Below are 17,885 nucleotides of genomic sequence, written 5' to 3'. Positions count from 1 at the left end.
AATCAGCTCTCCAGCACAACACTTTCGTTGATATCAGACCTCGTAGGCGGTTTCGCCGTGGGAGGTGATATCCAGACCTTCGCGCTCTTCTTCTTCCGGAACGCGCAGGCCAATCAGCATATCGACCAGCTTGTAGGCCACCAGGGCCACCAGGCCCGACCACACGATGGTGGTCAGCACGCCTTCGAACTGGATCCAGACCTGGCCGGCGATGGAGTAGTCGTCAGCCACCTTGTTGGCCACGTAGTCATAGATGCCCGTGCCGCCCAGGCTGGGCGATGCGAACACACCGGTCAGCAGCGCGCCGAGGATGCCGCCCACGCCGTGCACGCCGAACACGTCCAGCGAGTCGTCCATGCCGAGCATGCGCTTCAGGCCGGTCACGCCCCACAGGCACAGCAGGCCGGCGATCAGGCCGATCGCGATCGAACCCATCGGACCGACGAAGCCGGCTGCCGGGGTGATGGCCACCAGGCCGGCCACCGCGCCGGATGCGCCACCCAGCATCGAGGGCTTGCCCTTGCCGATCCACTCGCCGAAGGTCCAGGCCAGCACGGCGCCGCAGGTGGCCAGCAGCGTGTTGACGAAGGCCAGGGCGGCGCCGCCGTTGGCTTCCAGGGCCGAACCGGCGTTGAAGCCGAACCAGCCGAACCACAGCAGCGAGGCACCCACCATCGTGAAGGTCAGGCTGTGCGGACGAATCGCTTCGCGACCGAAGCCGATGCGCTTGCCGAACATGAATGCGCCCACCAGGCCGGCCACGGCTGCGTTGATGTGCACCACGGTGCCACCAGCGAAGTCGAGCGCACCCTTCTGGAACAGCCAGCCCGCCTTGGCCGTGGCGGCAGTGCCGGCCGCGGCGTCGGTGTAGGCATCCGGACCCGGCCAGAACCAGACCATGTGGGCCATCGGGATGTAGGCGAACGTGAACCACAGCACCACGAACACCAGCACGGCGGAGAACTTGGCGCGCTCGGCGAAGGCGCCGATGATCAGGCCGCAGGTGATGGCGGCGAACGCACACTGGAACGCGAAGTAGCCAAGCTCCGGCACGACCACGCCCTTGCTGAAGGTGGCGGCCACGGCGTCAACCGTGAGTCCCTTCATGAACAGCCGGTCGGTGCCGCCGAAGAACGCGTTGCCTTCGGTGAACGCGAAGCTGTAGCCGTAGACGGCCCACAGGATCGATACCACCGAGAAGATCACCAGGCACTGCATCAGCACCGACAGCATGTTCTTGGAGCGAACCAGGCCGCCATAGAACAGCGCCAGGCCAGGCAGCGTCATCAGGATGACGAAGGCCGTGGAGACCAGCAGCCAGGCGGTATCGCCCTTGTTGGGGACCGGGGCTGCCGGGGCCGCGGCGGCATCGGCCGGGGCGGCGGCGGCAGCAGCAGCCGGAGCCGCTGCGGGAGCGGCGGCCGGCGCAGCAGCCGGGGCGGCGGAAGCGGCCGGAGCCGATGCCTCGGCGGCCGGCTTGTCCTGTGCCACGGCGTGCGTGGACAGGCCGAGTCCGGCCGTGCCGATTGCCAGCGTCATTGCGCCAGCCGTCAGGATTCGCTTGAACCAGGTTTTCATGGGGTGAGCCTCTTGTCTCTGTCTCTCAGTTGTCACAGGGCATCGCTGCCGGTCTCGCCGGTGCGGATGCGAATGACTTGTTCTATCGGAGCGACGAAAATCTTGCCGTCGCCGATCTTGCCGGTCCGGGCCGACTTCTCGATGGCCTCGATGGCACGTTCCACTACGTCGTCGGGCACGGCCACTTCGATCTTCACCTTGGGCAGGAAGTCGACGATGTACTCGGCGCCGCGGTACAGCTCCGTATGGCCCTTCTGGCGACCAAAGCCCTTGACTTCGGTCACGGTGATACCGGACACGCCGACGTCGGAGAGCGCCTCGCGCACCTCGTCCAGCTTGAACGGCTTGATGACTGCAATGATGAGTTTCATCCGATTTCTCCTCGGGGCGGCCTCCTCAGGCGGGCCGCCCGGCCTCATACGCTGTTAGAAAGTCTTGGTGATCGAAGCCCAGGCCGTCGCCTTGCCCACGTAGCGCCCGCGCGTGTTGGTGTAGACGGTCTTGTCGGCATTGGTGTCGATGTACGCCACCGCGACCGAGAAGCCCTTGCCCAGATCCTTGGTCAGGCCGATCTTCCAGTCGGTGTACGACGCATCGCTGAAGTGACGGACGCCCTGGTAGCCCACGTGGGCATTCAGCGTCAGGTCCCAGAAGTTCAGCGGCACGTTGGCGGTCAGGTCGATGTAGTAGCTGTTCTTGCTGTCGTCGAAGCCGAACAGGTTGGTCACCGCGTGCGAGTACTTCAGGAACACCGGACCCCAGCCCATGCCGGCGTACAGCTCCGTGGTGTACGGACGGGTCGTGGTGTAGCCGCCCGGGTAGTAGTACTGCAGCACGCCCACGTCATAGTTGAACTCGACCTCGGACACCTTGAAGGTGTTCTTGAAACCACCGTAGAAGTCCATTTCCACCGGGGCCGATACGGACGAGTCGGCGTCCTCGAGCCAGCTGATGCTGGAGTTCCAGTTGCCGAGGTAGAAGCCGCTCGAGTGCGCGTAGTCAAAACCGCCCTGGATCGCCGGACGACGGTTGGTCTGGCTGATACCGCGATAGCGGTAGTCGGTGACCAGCGAGACGTTGGCCGTGAACGTATGCGGCGATGCTTCCTCTGCGGCGGGCGCGGCTGCGGGGGCGGCCGGCGCTTCAGCGGCCGCCTGTGCGAACGCGGCGGGGGCGGCGAGGCTAAGCAGGGCCGCAGTGGCGCTGGCTGCGAGGCTCAACTTCTTCATCGGGGTTTCTCCTTTTCCTTAAGTCTTCGCGGGCTCGAATTGAGGGAACTGCTACTTTTGTTTTCTTGCTTTGGGTACTGACGCTCCTGACCGTTACTACTGCAACAGCCGTGCCAGCCTCCCGCCCCGTCCCGAGGCATCGCGGGCAAACCCCTACCGAGCGTCGACGAGCGTCGCCGGAACCACTTTGGAGACGATCGAGCGCGTCATTCGCACACACGCGATTCCGTTAAAAGATGTGAGCAACCCTTGCCGGCGCTTTCATGGCGGGCGCCAAAGGGCCATAATCCGCCTCATGCAGGGCCAAGTGCTGCCCGCGTGGCGTGCCCGACCCTATGGGTGCGGTCTAGGTGCGGTCTGGGTGCGGTCCAGGTGCGGTCTGGCCGGCCGGTGTCGCGGTACGCCCCAGACAAGTGCATCGCAATGGGTGCGTTGCCCGCCCTTAGCCCCGCCTTTTCGCACCATTGCGGTGCCGGAGTGCGGATGGCGGCGCAGCCTGGCCTCTCAACCGGATCTAATTGGTCACAACAGGAGTTCCACCATGAAACCGACCGATCTCTTCAACGACCTGCAGAGCAAGGTCAGCGAAGCGCTGCGCAACTCGCCGGCCAAGGACATCGAGAAAAACGTGCGCAGCATGATGACCCAGGGCTTTGCGCGCCTCGACCTGGTCACGCGCGAGGAATTCGATGTCCAGTCGCAGGTGCTGGCCCGCACGCGCGCGCGCCTGGAGGAACTGGAAGCCCGCGTGGCCGAACTCGAACGCCGCGCCGGCGTGGCGCCGGGGGCCGGCGGGACGTCCACCGGCGGGGTATGAGACCCCCCACGCCACACCGCATCACGCCAGAAGGCCGCCGGATTCCGGCGGCCTTTTTCATTCCCGGTCGTTAACAATTTCGCAAAGGTATGAGCCTCGCTGTCCTGCGCAGCCGCGCCCTGACCGGCATCGAGGCGCCCCCGGTCTCGGTGGAGATCCATCTCGCCAACGGCTTGCCCGTCTTCAACATCGTCGGCCTGGCCGATACCGAGGTCCGCGAGAGCCGGGAGCGCGTGCGAGCTGCCCTCGTCAACAGCCAGTTTGAATTCCCGAGCCGGCGTATCACCGTCAATCTCGCCCCCGCCGACCTGCCGAAGGAGTCGGGCCGGTTTGACCTCGCCATCGCGCTGGGCATCCTGGCAGCCAGCGGGCAAATCCCCGCCGACGGCCTCGATGCGTTCGAATTCGCGGGCGAGCTGTCGCTGGCTGGCGACCTGCGCCCGGTACGGGGTGCACTGGCCATGGCCATGGGACTGGCGCGCGACAACGCCCGGCGCGCAGCCGACGGCTTGCCGGCGCGCGCGTTCGTCGTCGCCGCCGGCAACGGCCCCGAGGCGGCGCTGATCGACGGCCTGGCGGTCTACCCGGGCGCGACGCTCCTTGATATCTGCAACCACCTGAGCCCGCTGCCGGATCGCCGGCTGCCACAGGCCCGGCCATCCGCGCTGGCCGCCCGCGCGGACGGCGGCCCGGACATGCGGGATGTGCGCGGCCAGTTGCAGGCAAGGCGCGCGATGGAAATCGCCGCCGCCGGCCAGCATTCGGTGTTGTTGCTCGGCCCACCCGGCACGGGCAAATCGATGCTCGCGCAGCGCTTTCCCGGCCTGTTGCCGCCGATGACCCAGCAGGAGGCGCTGGAGGCCGCGGCGGTGCAGAGCCTGACCACGGGCGGTTTCCAGCCCGCGCTCTGGGGCCGCAGGCCGTTTCGCAGCCCGCACCACACGGCCAGTGCGCCCGCGCTGGTGGGCGGTGGTGGCAACCCGAGGCCCGGCGAGATCTCGCTGGCCCATCACGGCGTGCTGTTCCTCGACGAACTCCCGGAGTTCGAACGCAAGGTGCTGGAGGTCCTGCGCGAGCCGCTGGAAACCGGCCGGATCACGATCTCGCGTGCGATGGCACAGGCGGACTTCCCGGCGCGTTTCCAGTTTGTCGCCGCGATGAATCCGTGCCCCTGCGGCTACCTCGGGCATCCGTCGCGGCCATGCCGCTGCACGCCGGACCAGGTGCTGCGCTACCAGTCGCACATTTCGGGGCCGCTGCTCGACCGCGTCGACCTGCAGATCGAGGTTCCCGCGCAAAGCCAGCAGGACATGTTCGACGGACCGCCCGGCGAGCCGAGCGACGCAGTACGCGCGCGCGCCGCGGTTGCGCGCGAGCGTCAGCTGGCGCGCCAGGGAATGCCCAATGGAGATTTGTCCGGGCGCGAGATCGACGCCCATTGCCCGCTCGGCAACGACGCACAGAACCTGTTGCGCGGCGCGATGCAGACGCTCGGCTGGTCCGCGCGCGCGTACTTCCGCGTGCTGAAGGTGGCGAGGACCATCGCGGATCTGGAAGGGGCGAGCGTGCTGACCGCCGCCCATGTCGCCGAGGCCATCCAGTATCGGCGCGCGCTACGCACGGCATGAGAGCGGTCCGGCAAGGCCCACTCTCAACCGGGGCACGTGGAAACTGGAGGCGTGAAAAGGGGACGCGTGACTTTCCGCGCCCTCACCCCCTCACACCGGTGGTTCGACGGGCGGCGGGGGTGGCTCCTCGATTGGCGGCAGATCCGGGGGAATGCCGGGCGGGATCGGCTCCTCGGGGGGAGGCTCCCGGTGTGCAGTGACAGGGGCACTGAGGGGGAAGGCGTCGCGCATCGGACTCTCCAGGCAACCGGTCTACCCCCATTGAAGCAAACCCGGCCAGCGGGCGCCAGCCGGAATCTTTCGGCCGATGCCCACGCGTCAGGCCGGATGGCGCCGCACAAAGAACAGCGCGGTGCCCACCGCCACCAGCACGCCGCCAAAGAACCGGTTCTGCCAGCGCACGGCGCGGGCGTTGCGGAACAGGCCCTGCATGCGCGACGCCAGCAGCGCGTAGCCGTGCATGACGACCAAATCGACGCCGCACATCGTGGCCGCGAGAATGGCCAGCTGGGGTCCCAGCGGATGCGTCGGGTCGATGAACTGCGGCAGCACCGCGACCATGAAGATGATGCCCTTGGGGTTCGTCACGTTGGTCAGCAGCCCGGTCGCAAAGCGGCGATGCGGGCTCATCACGGCCATGCGCACGCTCGCATCCTTTCCGTCATCCTTGCCCGATTCCACCCTGGCGCGCCATTGCTGGATGCCGAGGTAGATCAGGTAGGCGGCACCCACCGTCTTGACGACCAGGAACGCCTCCTCGGACGCCAGCAGCAGCGCGCCCAGCCCGCCGCCGGCCACCAGCAGGATGATGACCAGCCCCAGCTGCAGGCCGAGGATCGTCGTCGACGTCTTCTTCAACCCGTACGACAGGCCATGGCTCATTGACAACACCGCGCCCGATCCCGGCGAGATCGCGATGACCCAGCACGCGGCGAAATAGGCCAGCCAGACTTCCCAACGCATTTCCACTCTCCTAGCTACAGATTCGCAAAGCGCCGACCGCCGGCACTCCGCATCGATTCAAAACGGATGAAAGCCGCTCAGGAACTGATCGACCTGCTCCGCCTGCCGGCCGTCCCGCGCGGCATCGCCGGACTCCAGCACCACGGCCTGATAGACGTGCACGCCCGAGGCGACCAGCCGCGCGGTCAATCGTCGCGGCGACTTGTCTTGCGGCGAGACGCCGGTCACGGTCAGTTCCACGCCATCGAGCACGACGGGCGGCTGGGCGGCGGACTTGATCGCGACCGCGCGCGCACGCATCGGCGTTTCGGGGTGCGCGCCCAGGTTGGCCACCAACCCGTCCTGCATCGACGCCAGCGCGTCGCGCCGCAGCGCGGCATCGTCGGCAGGCAACGTGACGACGCCGACCGCGAACAGCGTGTTATCCACACGTGCGGCCTCCATCGTCATGGGCAGCTTGCGCCCGGCGATGGCCACATCGCGCGCGGCGCTGGTTGGCTTGCCCGGGTAGAGGGCCGCATAGTGGCCATCGCTGGAGACAATCGTCCGCCAGTCATAGCGCGGCGAGCAGCCTGCAAACGCCATCAGCGTCGTCAGCGCCAATAGCGGCAATAGCGCGGCAGAGGAATGCAAGGGCAGGCGGAAATTCAGGCGGCGCATGGGGGCAGGCCGGAGTTCGGGGGCGGGTTGACGGATGGCGTGCGGCCGATAGTGGCCGGTTCGAAAGACGGGCGCGGAGGGCGCCGCATCGCGCACCCGCACACCTTCAGGCGCAAGCCGCTATTATCCCGGAAGCCGTGCGTGCCCGCTTGCCGCCGGCATCGCTTTTTTCCGAGCTCCCATGCCCCCTCGCCTGCCCACGCATCGCCTGCCCGCGTCCCGCCGCGCCGTGCCCTGGCTTGCCGCCCTTGCGCTCGCGCTCGGCGCGGGAGCCAGCCTTGCCGCCGGACACCTGCCACCCGTGACGGACGTGGCCGCCCAGTCGACCGCCGCCGCCCGGGACGGCGAACCGCTCGTGGTCCTGGTCAGCCTGCCAGGCTGCACGTATTGCGAGACCGTACGCCGCAACTACCTGGCGCCGCAGCTGGCGGCCGGTGAAATTGCCGCCCGCGAAGTCGACATGACCGCCGATACGCCGATGCGCGACGTCGACGGATCGATGACCACGGCAAAGCAGTGGGCACGCGCGCACAACATCTCAGTGGCCCCGACCGTGCTGTTCCTCGACCGGAACGGCCGGAATGCGGCCAGCCCGCTCCGGGGGCTGCAGGGCGATTTCTACGGGGCGTACCTGGAACAGGCCCTGGACGAGGCACGCGCCAGGATCGCCGCGAACGCGCCGGCGCGGTGATCCGCTGATCCACAGGCACGCCGGCCTGGCGGCCGATACGGCTGAAGCCTCCCGGCCCTTGCGGCCATTTGCCGCAGGTCACCCGCACCGGACTGCCGGCAGCACAGACCGGCGCCGCCAGCAGTAGAATGGCCGGTGATCCGGGCCACGCCGCTCGCCGACTTTTCCCATCGGGACCGCTACTCCATGTCGACTTCCGCCTCTTCCGCCACTTCGCGCAAGCGCTGGCCCATCGCCGCCGCCGTCGTGGTGATCGCGCTGCTTGGTTTCTTCGGTTATCGCGCCCTGACGCCGGCCAGCACCGTGCCGGCTGCCACCTTCACCCTGCTGTCTGGTGAAAAAGTCAGCACCGCCGACCTCAAGGGCAAGGTCTACCTGGTCAACTTCTGGGCCACGAGCTGCACCACCTGCGTCAAGGAAATGCCGGACATGGTGCGCACCTACAAGCAGTACAAGGACAAGGGACTGGAGTTCGTGGCCGTGGCCATGAACTACGATCCGCCGATGTACGTGATGAATTACGCCAAGACCCGCGAACTGCCGTTCAAGGTGGCGATGGATTCCGACGGCGCCGCCGCCAAGGCCTTCGGCAATGTCCAGCTGACCCCGACCACCTTCGTGGTGGACAAGAACGGGAAGATCCTCAAGCGCTACGTCGGCGAGCCCGAGTGGGATGCGCTGCACAAGCTGCTCGACGGCGCACTGGCCAGCGCGGCCTGACCCCACGCCTCCTCACTGGAAAGGTGCCCATGCGGCACCTTTTTTGTTGGCTTTTCGGCGCCGCCGCACGGGCGGCTTGCCTGGTGTGGCTGTATGGATATACAGTGGGCGCCAGATTTTTCTCAGCCGCTCGCCACCCTGCCCGTGCCCCCGGATCTCGCCCCTGATGTCGATATCGCCCTCGCCGACGTACGCGCCAGCGAGCCCGCGGGCGTCCATGCCGACGCCCCGCCGGCCTACCTCTCGCGGCTGAACCCCGAGCAGCGGGCTGCGGTGGAACACCCTGGCGACGCGCCGCTGCTGATCATTGCCGGCGCGGGGTCCGGAAAGACCAATACGCTGGCACATCGCGTGGCGCATCTGGTGCTGGCGGGCGCCGATCCGCGCCGCATCCTGCTGCTGACGTTTTCCCGCCGCGCCGCGGCCGAGATGGGTCGCCGCGTGGAGCGCATCCTCGACCAGGCACTCGGCACGCAGACCGGCGCCGGCCGGGCCGCGTTGCAATGGTCGGGCACCTTCCATGCAATCGGCGCGCGGCTGCTGCGCGAATACGCGGAGACGCTCGGGCTGGCGCCGACCTTCACCATCAGCGATCGCGGCGACGCGGCCGACCTGATGCATGTCGTGCGGCACGACCTGGGCCTGTCGGAGCAGACCTCGCGCTTTCCGCGCAAGGAGACCTGCCTGGCGATCTACTCGCGCGTGGTCAACACGCAGCTGCCGCTGGAGGTGGTGCTCAAGACCCAGTTTCCCCGCTATGCGATGTGGGCGGATGCGCTCAAGGGCCTGTTCGCCGGCTATGTGGCCGCCAAGCAGAAGCAGCAGGTGCTCGACTACGACGACTTGCTGCTCTATTGGGCGCAGGCACTGACCGAGCCGGCGCTGGCGCTGGACATGGGCGCGCGGTTCGACCACGTGCTCGTCGACGAATACCAGGACACCAACGCGCTGCAGGCATCGATCCTGCTGGCGCTCAAGCCGGATGGACGCGGCCTGACCGTGGTGGGCGATGACGCACAGTCGATCTATGCGTTCCGCGGCGCCACGGTGCGCAATATCCTCGACTTCCCCACGCATTTCTCGCCTGCCGCGCACCAGGTCACGCTGTCCCGGAACTACCGTTCGACGCAGCCCATCCTGACTGCTGCTAACGCGGTCATCGGACTGGCGGCCGAACGCTTCACCAAGGACCTCTGGTCCGACCGGGAATCGGCGGAAAAGCCGGGCGTCGTGGTCGTCAACGATGAAGCCGATCAGGCGCGCTTCGTGGTGGAGCAGATTCTTGCCCGACGCGAGGCCGGCTTGTCGCTCATGGCACAGGCCGTCCTGTTCCGCGCGGCCGACCACAGCGCGCAGGTGGAGATCGAACTCGCCCGGCGCAACATCCCGTTCGTGAAATTCGGTGGCCTGAAATTCCTGGAATCGACCCACGTCAAGGACGTGATGGCCGTGGTGCGCTGGCTCGAAAATCCGCGCGACCGCATGGCCGGGTTCCGCACGCTGCAACTGCTGCCGGGCATCGGACCGAAGACGGCCGCACGCGTGCTGGAGGGACTCGAGACCGCGCAGGAGCCGCTCGTGGCGCTGGAAGCCTTCGAGCCCCCGCCCGCGGCGGCGCCAGCCTGGGAGGACCTGATCGCGCTGGCGCGCACGCTGATGGCACCCGCCTCGCCGTGGCCTTCCGAGTTCGAGCAGGTCGTCGCGTGGTACCTGCCGCATCTGGAACGCATCCACGACGACGCCCCCGCGCGTCAGGCGGACCTGCAGCAGATCGAGCGCATCGCGGCCACCTATGCATCGCGCGAACGCTTTCTCACCGAGCTGACGCTCGACCCGCCCAGCGCGTCGAGCGACGAATCCGGTGTGCCGTCACGCGACGAGGATTACCTGATCCTGTCGACGATCCATTCGGCCAAGGGGCAGGAGTGGAAAGCGGTGTACGTGCTCAACGCGGTGGACGGCTGCATGCCGTCCGACCTCGCCACCGGCACCACGGAAGAAATCGAAGAGGAGCGCCGCCTGCTGTACGTGGCAATGACGCGCGCGAAGGATCATCTGGACATCGTGGTGCCGCAGCGGTTCTACGTGCACCAGCAGGTGGGCTTTGGCGATCGTCACGTCTACGCATCGCGCACGCGCTTCCTGCCCAACCGCGTGATGCCGAACTTCTACAGCCGGTCCTGGCCGCCGCCGCCCATGCCGGGCGAAGCGCCCGCGAAGACGCCCCTGCCGCAAGTCGACCTCGCCAGCCGCATGCGCAATATGTGGAAGTAGCGCCAGCCGGCGCGTTCAGATCCCGGCAACGACGCCGGGATCTCTGATAGTGCCTCATCAGAGATCGCTTCAAAATGAAGCGAAGCGGTCCTGGCTAGGGCGTAGCAGGGGTTTCGGATTGCACGCGATCCGCCTGCGTAGCGGCATGCGCCTGCCGGCGCATGCGCGCCCTGCAAGGGTGCGGCCGCAGACAGTACAAGTGGTACGGCAAGGCCGCGCAACGACGCCAGGATCTTTTTGAAGCGATCTCTAGTGGACGTCAACGCCGGCGCGGCGGACGACATCCAGCACTGCCCCGTCGCGCAGCAGCGCGGCGACCAATTCGATGTCATCGGTCATGTAGCGGTCCATCGCCAGGAACGGCACGCGCTCGCGGACGAACCCGAACACCGCGCGGCCGGCCGGCGCCAGTTGCTCCACGGCGCCCGCGAGTTCGGCGGCCTGACACGCGGCCAGCAGCTCGATGGCCAGGATGTACTGGTTGTTGTCCAGGATGCGGCGCGCGTTGCGGGCCGCGATCAGCCCCATGCTCACCACGTCCTGGTTGTCGCCGTTCGACGGCACGCTCTGGATGCTGGCCGGGCTGCAGATCGTGCGGTTCTCCGCGATCAGCGCCGTCGCCGGGTATTGCGCGCCAGCGAAGCCGCAGGACAGGCCCTCGTTGGCGGCCGCCAGGAACGCCGGCAGGCGGTTGTTCAGGTGCGGGCTCAGCAGGCGGTTCAGGCGGCGCTCCGACACCACGCCCAGTTGCGTGGCGGCGATGGCCAGGAAGTCCATCGCAAAGGCCACCTGCTGGCCGTGGAAATTGCCGCCGTGGAACAGCGCGCCATCATCGAAGAACAACGGGTTGTCGTTCGACGAGTTGAGCTCGCGCTCGACTACGGTGGCGCAGTGTTCCAGCGTGTCGCGCACGGCGCCGAGCACTTGCGGAATGCAACGCAGCGTGTACGCCTTCTGGATGAATACGCCCGTGCCGGTGTTCTTCTCGTCACCGGCACGCGTCTTCATCTCGGCGGACAGTTCGCCATGCCCCGCGAGCCGGTCGGAATCGGCCAGCAGCGCGCGCATGTTGGCGGCCGAGCGGATCTGCCCGGGGTGCGGCTTGGCGATGTCGTGGCCGTGGGTCATGAAGGCATCGGCGGAAGCCGACAGGCCCTCCAGCGCCAGCGCGGCGATGATCTCGGCCTGCGTGACCTGCGCGCGCAATGTCTCCAGCAACAGGCACGACACCCCGGTCATCGCGGACGTGCCGTTGATCAGCGCCAGGCCTTCCTTGTACGCCAGCGCGATCGGCGCAATGCCATGCTCGCGCAGCACATCGGCCGTCGGCGCCGTGCCGCCATCGGCCGTCAGCACCTTGCCTTCGCCGATCAGCGTGATGGCCACGTGCGACAACGGTGCCAGGTCGCCGCTGGCGCCCAGTGACCCCACCTGCGGCACGGCCGGCGTGATGCCGGCTTCCAGGTACTTCAGCAGTTGCTCGATGACAACAGGCCGCACGGCCGAATAGCCGCGCGACAGGGCGTTGGCGCGCGCCACCATCATCGCGCGAACCTCATCGCGCGAAAACAACGGGCCGACGCCGGCGCAGTGGCTGCGCAGCAGGTTTTCCTGCAGCGCCCGGCCGTGCTCGATATCGACCCAGTTGTGGACGAGTTCGCCAAATCCGGTGGATACACCATAGATCGGCACATTCGCGGCGGCCACCTGCTCGAAGCGCGCGCGGGCTTCTCCCACCTTGTCCATGACGGCGCCGGGCACGCGTGCGGCGCGGCGGCCACGAGCCACGGCAACCACGGCAGGAGCAGTCAGGTGATGGCCGTCGATCTCGGCGGCGTGCATGGCGGAGCGGGAAACTTCAGACATGGGGCGAATCCGTGGCTTGAATCGTGGGGTAAGGGGTACGCGCGCAGGCGCGAGGGGCCTGAGTGTACCAAGCCCGGTCCGCACGCGTGTTGCGTCCGGGCCGCTGCCGCAGACGCCATGCATCGGTGCCTCTTGGGAGGTTGCTTCAAAACGAAGCGCAGCGGTCCTGGCTAGGGCGGAGCAGGGGTTTCGGATCGCGCGCGATCCGCCTGCGTAGAGGTATGCGCCTGCGAGCGCATACGCGCCCCGCAAGGGTGCGGCCGCAGACAGTACAAGTGGTACGGCCAGGCCGCGCAACGACGCCAGGATCGTTTTGAAGCGACCTCCTAGAGGCCGTATCGCTTGATTTTGTCGTAGAGAGTGGCTTTCCCCACCTGCAGCAAGTCCGCTGCCTGGCTGACCGCGCCGCCCGTGCGGGCGAGCGTGTCGGCGATCAACGCGCGTTCGTAGTGCTCCATGCGCTCGCGCAACGGCATGGATTCGTCGGAAGGTTCGATCCTGGCGCCGCCCTGCCCGCCTTCGGGCACGCCCAGCACCAGCCGGTCGGCGGCATTGCGCAGCTCGCGCACGTTGCCGGGCCAGGGCCGCTGCATCAGCTGCTGGCGCTGCAGCTCGGACAAGATCGGCGCGGGCCGCTGGTAGCGCACGGCGGCCACCAGCATGAAATGCTCGAACAGCGGCACGATGTCTTCACGCCGCTCACGCAGCGGCGGCAGCGGAATCGTCACCACATTCAGGCGATACAGCAGATCCTGGCGGAACGCGCCCTGGGCGACGAGCGACTCCATGTCGCCCTTGGCGGCGGCGACGATGCGCACGTCGATGGGCACCGACGTATTGGAGCCCAGCCGCTCCAGCGTGCCTTCCTGCAGCACGCGCAGCAGCTTGACCTGCAAGGCCAGCGGCATGCTTTCGATCTCGTCGAGGAACAGCGTGCCGCCCGAGGCGTGCTCGAGCTTGCCGACGCGACGCTTGCCAGCGCCCGTGAACGCGCCAGCTTCATGGCCAAACATCTCGCTCTCGAAGATCGCCTCCGGCACGGCACCGCAGTTCAGCGCGATGAACGGCGCGTCATGGCGCGTGGACAGCGCGTGCAGGCTGCGCGCCACCAGTTCCTTGCCGGTGCCGGTCTCGCCGTTGATCATCACCGGCACGTCGGTGGCGGCCACGTTGGCCACCAGGTCGCGCACCCGCGCGATGGCCGCCGAGCGGCCGATGATGCGGGTGCCCGCCGCCGGCCCCGCCAGTTCGCGGCGCAGCGCCAGGTTTTCCAGCTCCAGCGCGCGGCGTTCCAACGCGCGGCGCACGGTATCCGTCAGGCGGTCGGCGCCGAAGGGCTTCTCGATAAAGTCGTAGGCGCCCTCGCGCATGGCTTGCACGGCCATGGTGATGTCGCCGTGGCCGGTCACCAGGATCACGGGTACGCCGGGCGCCGTATTGCGGCAGTGCTGCAGCAGGTCCAGCCCGCTGGCGCCCGACAGGCGCACATCCGTCACCAGCACCCCGGGAAAATCCGCCGTCAGGTGCGGCATCGCGGCTTCCGCCGAGGGCAGCGCAAGCACGGCGAAACCCGCCAGCTCCAGGCTCTGCGCGGTCGCCTGGCGCACCAGCGGCTCATCCTCGACAAACAACACCCGCAATCCGTCTTGCATCGCCATCATTTTCCTGCGTCCATCATTGCCTGCGCCTCAGGTGGCGGCTGGTAGGCCCGCCGCAATGTCACCACAAACTCCGCGCCGCCGCCATCCACATTGCCGGCGACCAGCTGGCCGCCGAATTCGCGCACGATCGACGACGAGATCGCCAGCCCGAGCCCGAGGCCCTGCCCGATCTCCTTCGTCGTGAAGAAGGGTTCGAACAGCCGCGGCAGCGCGTCGGGCGGAATGCCTGCGCCATTGTCGCGCACGGCCACCGTGACCGTGTTGCTGTCGGGACCGGCCTGCACGACGATGTCGATGCGCCCGGCCGGGCGCCCTTCCGTGCCTGCTCCGGCGATGGCATCGAGCGCGTTGCCCACCAGGTTCAGGAAGACCTGCTCGAGCTTGAGTTCATCGGCCCAGACCGCCACATCGTCCCCGATGGCAGCCCGATCTGCAGCCCCATCTGCAGCCCCATCCGCATTCACGTCCAGCCCGCGCACCGCCACCGTCACCCCATCCAGGCGCGGCGCCATCAATTGCAGCACGTGGTCCAGCGCGGCGCGCATGCGCACTGCGTTGCGGCGCGGCCGGGCCTTGCCCGCAAACAGCTTGAGCTGCCCGGTGATCTTGCCCATGCGCTCGGTCAGGTCGGCGATGGCGGACAGATTGCCGGTGGCCGCATCCAGCTGGCCGCGTTCCAGCAGCACACGCGTGTTGTCAGAAAACGTGCGCAGCGCCGCCAGCGGCTGGTTCAGTTCATGTGTGATGCCGGCGGCCATCTGCCCCAGCGCGGCCAGCTTGCTGGCCTGCACGAGTTCGTCCTGCGTGGCGCGCAGCTCTCCCTCGGTGCGGGTGCGCTCGGCCACCTCGCCTTCCAGTTGTTCGTTGATCGCCATCAGGTCCGCCGTGCGGGCCTCCACGCGGCGCTCCAGCTCGTCGTACGCCGCCTCCAGCATCTGGCGGCTGTACTGCATGTCCCGCGCGCGCTGGCGGCGCTGACGCAGGTTGAACAGCAACAGGCAGATGCAGGCATAGGCCAGCGCCGCGCCGAGGGTGGCACTGCGCGCACTGGCCAGCACCGGCTCCAGCGGAGCCATCACCAGCATGGTCCAGCCGGCCGGGCCTACGCCGCGGCTGATTTCGAGATAGCGGTCGCTGCCGTCGTCGTCGAGACCAAACCGGCCGCTCTCCCCGTCGATGCCATCCGGCGCGCGTGGCCGCTCGACGGTCGGGCCGACGCGCACCAGCCGCACGCCGTCGTTGAGCGTGGTGTTGGCCAGCCAGCGCGTCACCGGCGACGCCAGCGGCTGCAGCGGCAGCGGCGTGACGTCCCGGTCGTGATACTGCCGCGTCTTGTGCAGCTCGGCCTGCAGCGCCGCCGGCAGCGGCCGCAGCGTGCGGTACTGCCAGGCCGGCACCGACGACAGGAAGATCACGCCATGATCGTCGGACACCACCAGCGGCTCGGCGCTACCCGCGCCGGCGCGCTGAAACCACTCCAGGTTGAGCTTGACCACCGTGACGCCGATCACCTTGCCGCCGGATTCGATCGGCTGCGCAATGTAGTAGCCGGGCTCGTCGCTGGTGACCCCGATGGCGTAGAAACGACCGATCTGGCCGCTCGACGCCATCTGGAAGTACGGCCGGAAACGGTAGTCGGTGCCGACGAAACTGCCGGGCTCGCCATGGTTGCTCGCGGCCAGCGCCAGGCCGTTTGCGGCGATCACGTAGGTGGCGGAGGCGCGGGCGCGCCGGTTGACATCGACGAGGTAGTCGTTGACGGTCGCGATGCGCGCGGGGTCGTCTGGCGCGGCCAGCAGCGCGCGGACGGACGGATGCAGGGAAATCAGCGCGGGGAGGAATTCGTAACGGTCGAGCGTGGATTCCAGCGTGGCCGCATAGCGATCCGTGCGCATGACGGCGGACTGCTGCAGGGCGGCGATGCCGCGCTGCACGGACACCAGCCAGGTCAGCGCGCAGAGCGCCAGCAACCCGGCCAGCAGCGCGGCGGCAAAGCTCCACCAGCGCGTGCTCGACCCCGGCGCGTGCACCAGGCCGGGCGCGGCGGGGTCATGCACGGCAAGGAAATCGTCGGAATGAGGCATCGGCACGCGCGAAGTTTCTCGCGCCGATGATACCCGCTGGCGAGGGATGCCGGCGGGCGGGGCGGGCGGCGTGGGCACGGCGCCGGCGGCAGGCGCCGCCGGGCTGGCCGGTACCGCCCCGGTCACGTCAGCGTGCGCCGGCGTCGGCGAGTTCGACCGTGTCGTCAACATCGCCGCGCAGCACACGGGCGAGACGTGCGCGGTCCAGCTCATGCTCCCAGGCCGAGACCACCACGGTGGCCACGCCGTTGCCGATGATGTTGGTCAGCGCGCGGCATTCGCTCATGAAGCGGTCGATGCCCAGGATCAGCACCATGCCGGCCACCGGGATCGTCGGCACCACGGCCAGCGTCGCCGCCAGCGTGATGAAGCCGGACCCCGTCACGCCGCTGGCGCCCTTGGACGTCACCATCGCCACGGCCAGGATCGTCAGCTGCTGCATCAACGTCAGTTCGATGCCGGTGGCCTGTGCGATGAAGATCACCGCCATCGTCATGTAGATGTTGGTGCCGTCCAGGTTGAACGAGTAGCCGGTCGGCACGACCAGGCCCACCACGGACTTGGAGCAGCCCAGCTTCTCCATCTTCTCCATCAGGTGCGGCAGCGCGGCTTCCGACGAGCTGGTGCCCAGCACGATCAGCAGCTCTTCCTTGATGTACGCCACGAAGCGGATGATCGAGAAGCCGGTCATGCGCGCCACGGTGCCCAGCACCACCAGCACGAACACGATGGCCGTGAAGTAGAACGTGCCAATCAGCTTGAGCAGCGGAACCAGCGAACCCAGGCCGTACTTGCCGATCGTGAATGCCATGGCGCCAAACGCGCCGATCGGGGCGACCTTGGTGATCACGTGCACGATGTGGAAGAACACCTTGGACACCTGGTCCACCATGTCGTGGATGATGCGGGCACGCTCACCGACCACGGCCAGCGCCGAGCCGAAGAACAGCGAGACCAGCAGGATCTGCAGGATGTCGCCATTGGCGAACGCGCTGAAGATCGTGTCCGGGATGATGTGCATGAAGAACTCGACCGTGCTTTGGCCATGCGCCTTCGACACGTATTGCGAGATCGACTTGGTGTCGAGCGTCGCCGGATCGATGTTGAAGCCCACGCCCGGCTTGAGCGCATGGGCGGCCAGCAGGCCGATCAGCAGCGCGAAGGTCGACACGATCTCGAAGTAGAGCAGCGCCTTGCCGCCCACGCGGCCCACCTTCTTCATGTCGCGCATGCCGGCAATGCCGGACACCACGGTACAGAAGATGATCGGGCCGATGATCATCTTGATCAGCTTGATGAAGGCGTCGCCCAGCGGCTTCATCTCCACGCCGGTATCGGGCCAGAAATGGCCTAGCAGGATGCCCACGGCAATCGCGAACAGTACCTGCACATACAGGATCTTGTAGAAGGGTTTCCTCATGATGTCGTCCTCGGTGTGTGTGACCGGTGCCGGGGCGCTCGGGGTGGCGCACCGCTTCGCACGCCTCACGAAATGCGGCGCGTCTGGACGTAACGAATTGCAACAGCCGTGCCATCGGCGCCGGGCTCGGCAAATCGTTGATTTGCAAGGAAAGTGGGAAATCCCTGGCGGCGCGGGGCTCCGGGATTCCGGAAATCCGGAATTGGCGACTCCAGACTTTCGGACGCCAAACCTGGCCCGGCATCGCGATTTGTGCCGCATCAGGCGCTCCGGCGGTTGCATTCACCGCGGCGA

14 protein-coding genes are annotated in these 17,885 nt (G+C 67.6%); 5 read left to right on the top strand and 9 right to left on the bottom strand.

Going from position 1 to position 17,885, the window contains the following annotated elements:
• Positions 1–33: 33 nt before the first annotated feature.
• From BLR29_RS06960 to BLR29_RS06950, 3 genes are read right to left on the bottom strand one after another with little or no spacing between them, the layout of a single operon-like run.
• Complete coding sequence (locus BLR29_RS06960) at positions 34–1,578, bottom strand: ammonium transporter (RefSeq protein WP_092135731.1); 1,545 nt, start codon at positions 1,576–1,578, stop codon at positions 34–36.
• A 32-nt stretch (positions 1,579–1,610) separates the two neighbouring features.
• A complete protein-coding gene (locus BLR29_RS06955; protein WP_011296481.1) occupies positions 1,611–1,949 on the bottom strand; it encodes a P-II family nitrogen regulator in 339 nt (112 codons plus the stop codon).
• Positions 1,950–2,003: 54 nt separating this feature from the next.
• Complete coding sequence (locus BLR29_RS06950) at positions 2,004–2,807, bottom strand: TorF family putative porin (RefSeq protein ID WP_092135730.1); 804 nt, start codon at positions 2,805–2,807, stop codon at positions 2,004–2,006.
• Positions 2,808–3,348: 541 nt separating this feature from the next.
• Between BLR29_RS06950 and BLR29_RS06945 the strand changes: the two genes are divergently transcribed.
• Together BLR29_RS06945 and BLR29_RS06940 are read left to right on the top strand one after the other, a co-directional pair.
• On the top strand, positions 3,349–3,624 hold the full coding sequence (locus BLR29_RS06945) for an accessory factor UbiK family protein (protein ID WP_092135728.1): 276 nt from the start codon (positions 3,349–3,351) through the stop codon (positions 3,622–3,624).
• Positions 3,625–3,713: 89 nt separating this feature from the next.
• The gene (locus tag BLR29_RS06940) at positions 3,714–5,252 is read left to right on the top strand and encodes a YifB family Mg chelatase-like AAA ATPase (protein WP_092135727.1); all 1,539 of its coding nucleotides are present in this window, start codon (positions 3,714–3,716) and stop codon (positions 5,250–5,252) included.
• Positions 5,253–5,570: 318 nt separating this feature from the next.
• Here BLR29_RS06940 and BLR29_RS06935 read toward each other — a convergent pair whose 3' ends face one another.
• On the bottom strand, positions 5,571–6,215 hold the full coding sequence (locus tag BLR29_RS06935; protein ID WP_092135725.1) for a LysE family transporter: 645 nt from the start codon (positions 6,213–6,215) through the stop codon (positions 5,571–5,573).
• A gap of 57 nt (positions 6,216–6,272) precedes the next feature.
• Positions 6,273–6,875: a hypothetical protein gene (locus BLR29_RS06930; RefSeq protein WP_369804566.1), complete on the bottom strand. Its 603-nt coding sequence runs from the start codon at positions 6,873–6,875 to the stop codon at positions 6,273–6,275.
• A gap of 181 nt (positions 6,876–7,056) precedes the next feature.
• Between BLR29_RS06930 and BLR29_RS06925 the strand changes: the two genes are divergently transcribed.
• The 3 genes from BLR29_RS06925 (at position 7,057) to BLR29_RS06915 (ending at position 10,560) form a co-directional block, all read left to right on the top strand.
• On the top strand, positions 7,057–7,566 hold the full coding sequence (locus BLR29_RS06925; RefSeq protein WP_092135723.1) for a SoxW family protein: 510 nt from the start codon (positions 7,057–7,059) through the stop codon (positions 7,564–7,566).
• Between the two features lie 186 nt (positions 7,567–7,752).
• Positions 7,753–8,286 (top strand): TlpA disulfide reductase family protein, encoded by a 534-nt coding sequence (locus BLR29_RS06920; protein ID WP_092136628.1) that lies wholly within the window; start codon positions 7,753–7,755, stop codon positions 8,284–8,286.
• Between the two features lie 144 nt (positions 8,287–8,430).
• A complete protein-coding gene (locus BLR29_RS06915; RefSeq protein ID WP_369804576.1) occupies positions 8,431–10,560 on the top strand; it encodes an ATP-dependent helicase in 2,130 nt (709 codons plus the stop codon).
• 249 nt (positions 10,561–10,809) lie between these two features.
• Here the strand turns inward: BLR29_RS06915 and cmdF are convergent, their stop codons facing one another.
• The 4 genes from cmdF to BLR29_RS06890 all read right to left on the bottom strand — a co-directional run bounded on the left by cmdF (position 10,810) and on the right by BLR29_RS06890 (position 17,591).
• Entirely contained in the window at positions 10,810–12,426 is a 1,617-nt protein-coding gene (cmdF, locus tag BLR29_RS06905) for a tyrosine 2,3-aminomutase (RefSeq protein ID WP_092135721.1), read from the bottom strand.
• A gap of 326 nt (positions 12,427–12,752) precedes the next feature.
• Positions 12,753–14,078, bottom strand: coding sequence for a sigma-54-dependent transcriptional regulator (locus BLR29_RS06900; RefSeq protein WP_092136625.1), 1,326 nt, complete (start codon positions 14,076–14,078; stop codon positions 12,753–12,755).
• Positions 14,079–14,083: 5 nt separating this feature from the next.
• The gene (locus BLR29_RS06895) at positions 14,084–16,171 is read right to left on the bottom strand and encodes a sensor histidine kinase (protein ID WP_092136623.1); all 2,088 of its coding nucleotides are present in this window, start codon (positions 16,169–16,171) and stop codon (positions 14,084–14,086) included.
• 127 nt (positions 16,172–16,298) lie between these two features.
• On the bottom strand, positions 16,299–17,591 hold the full coding sequence (locus tag BLR29_RS06890; protein ID WP_092135720.1) for a dicarboxylate/amino acid:cation symporter: 1,293 nt from the start codon (positions 17,589–17,591) through the stop codon (positions 16,299–16,301).
• Between the last annotated feature and the right edge of the window lie 294 nt (positions 17,592–17,885).

The organism is Cupriavidus sp. YR651 (assembly GCF_900101625.1).
In the GTDB taxonomy this organism is placed as follows: Bacteria; Pseudomonadota; Gammaproteobacteria; order Burkholderiales; family Burkholderiaceae; genus Cupriavidus.
This window is presented reverse-complemented; position numbering and strand designations above follow the sequence as displayed.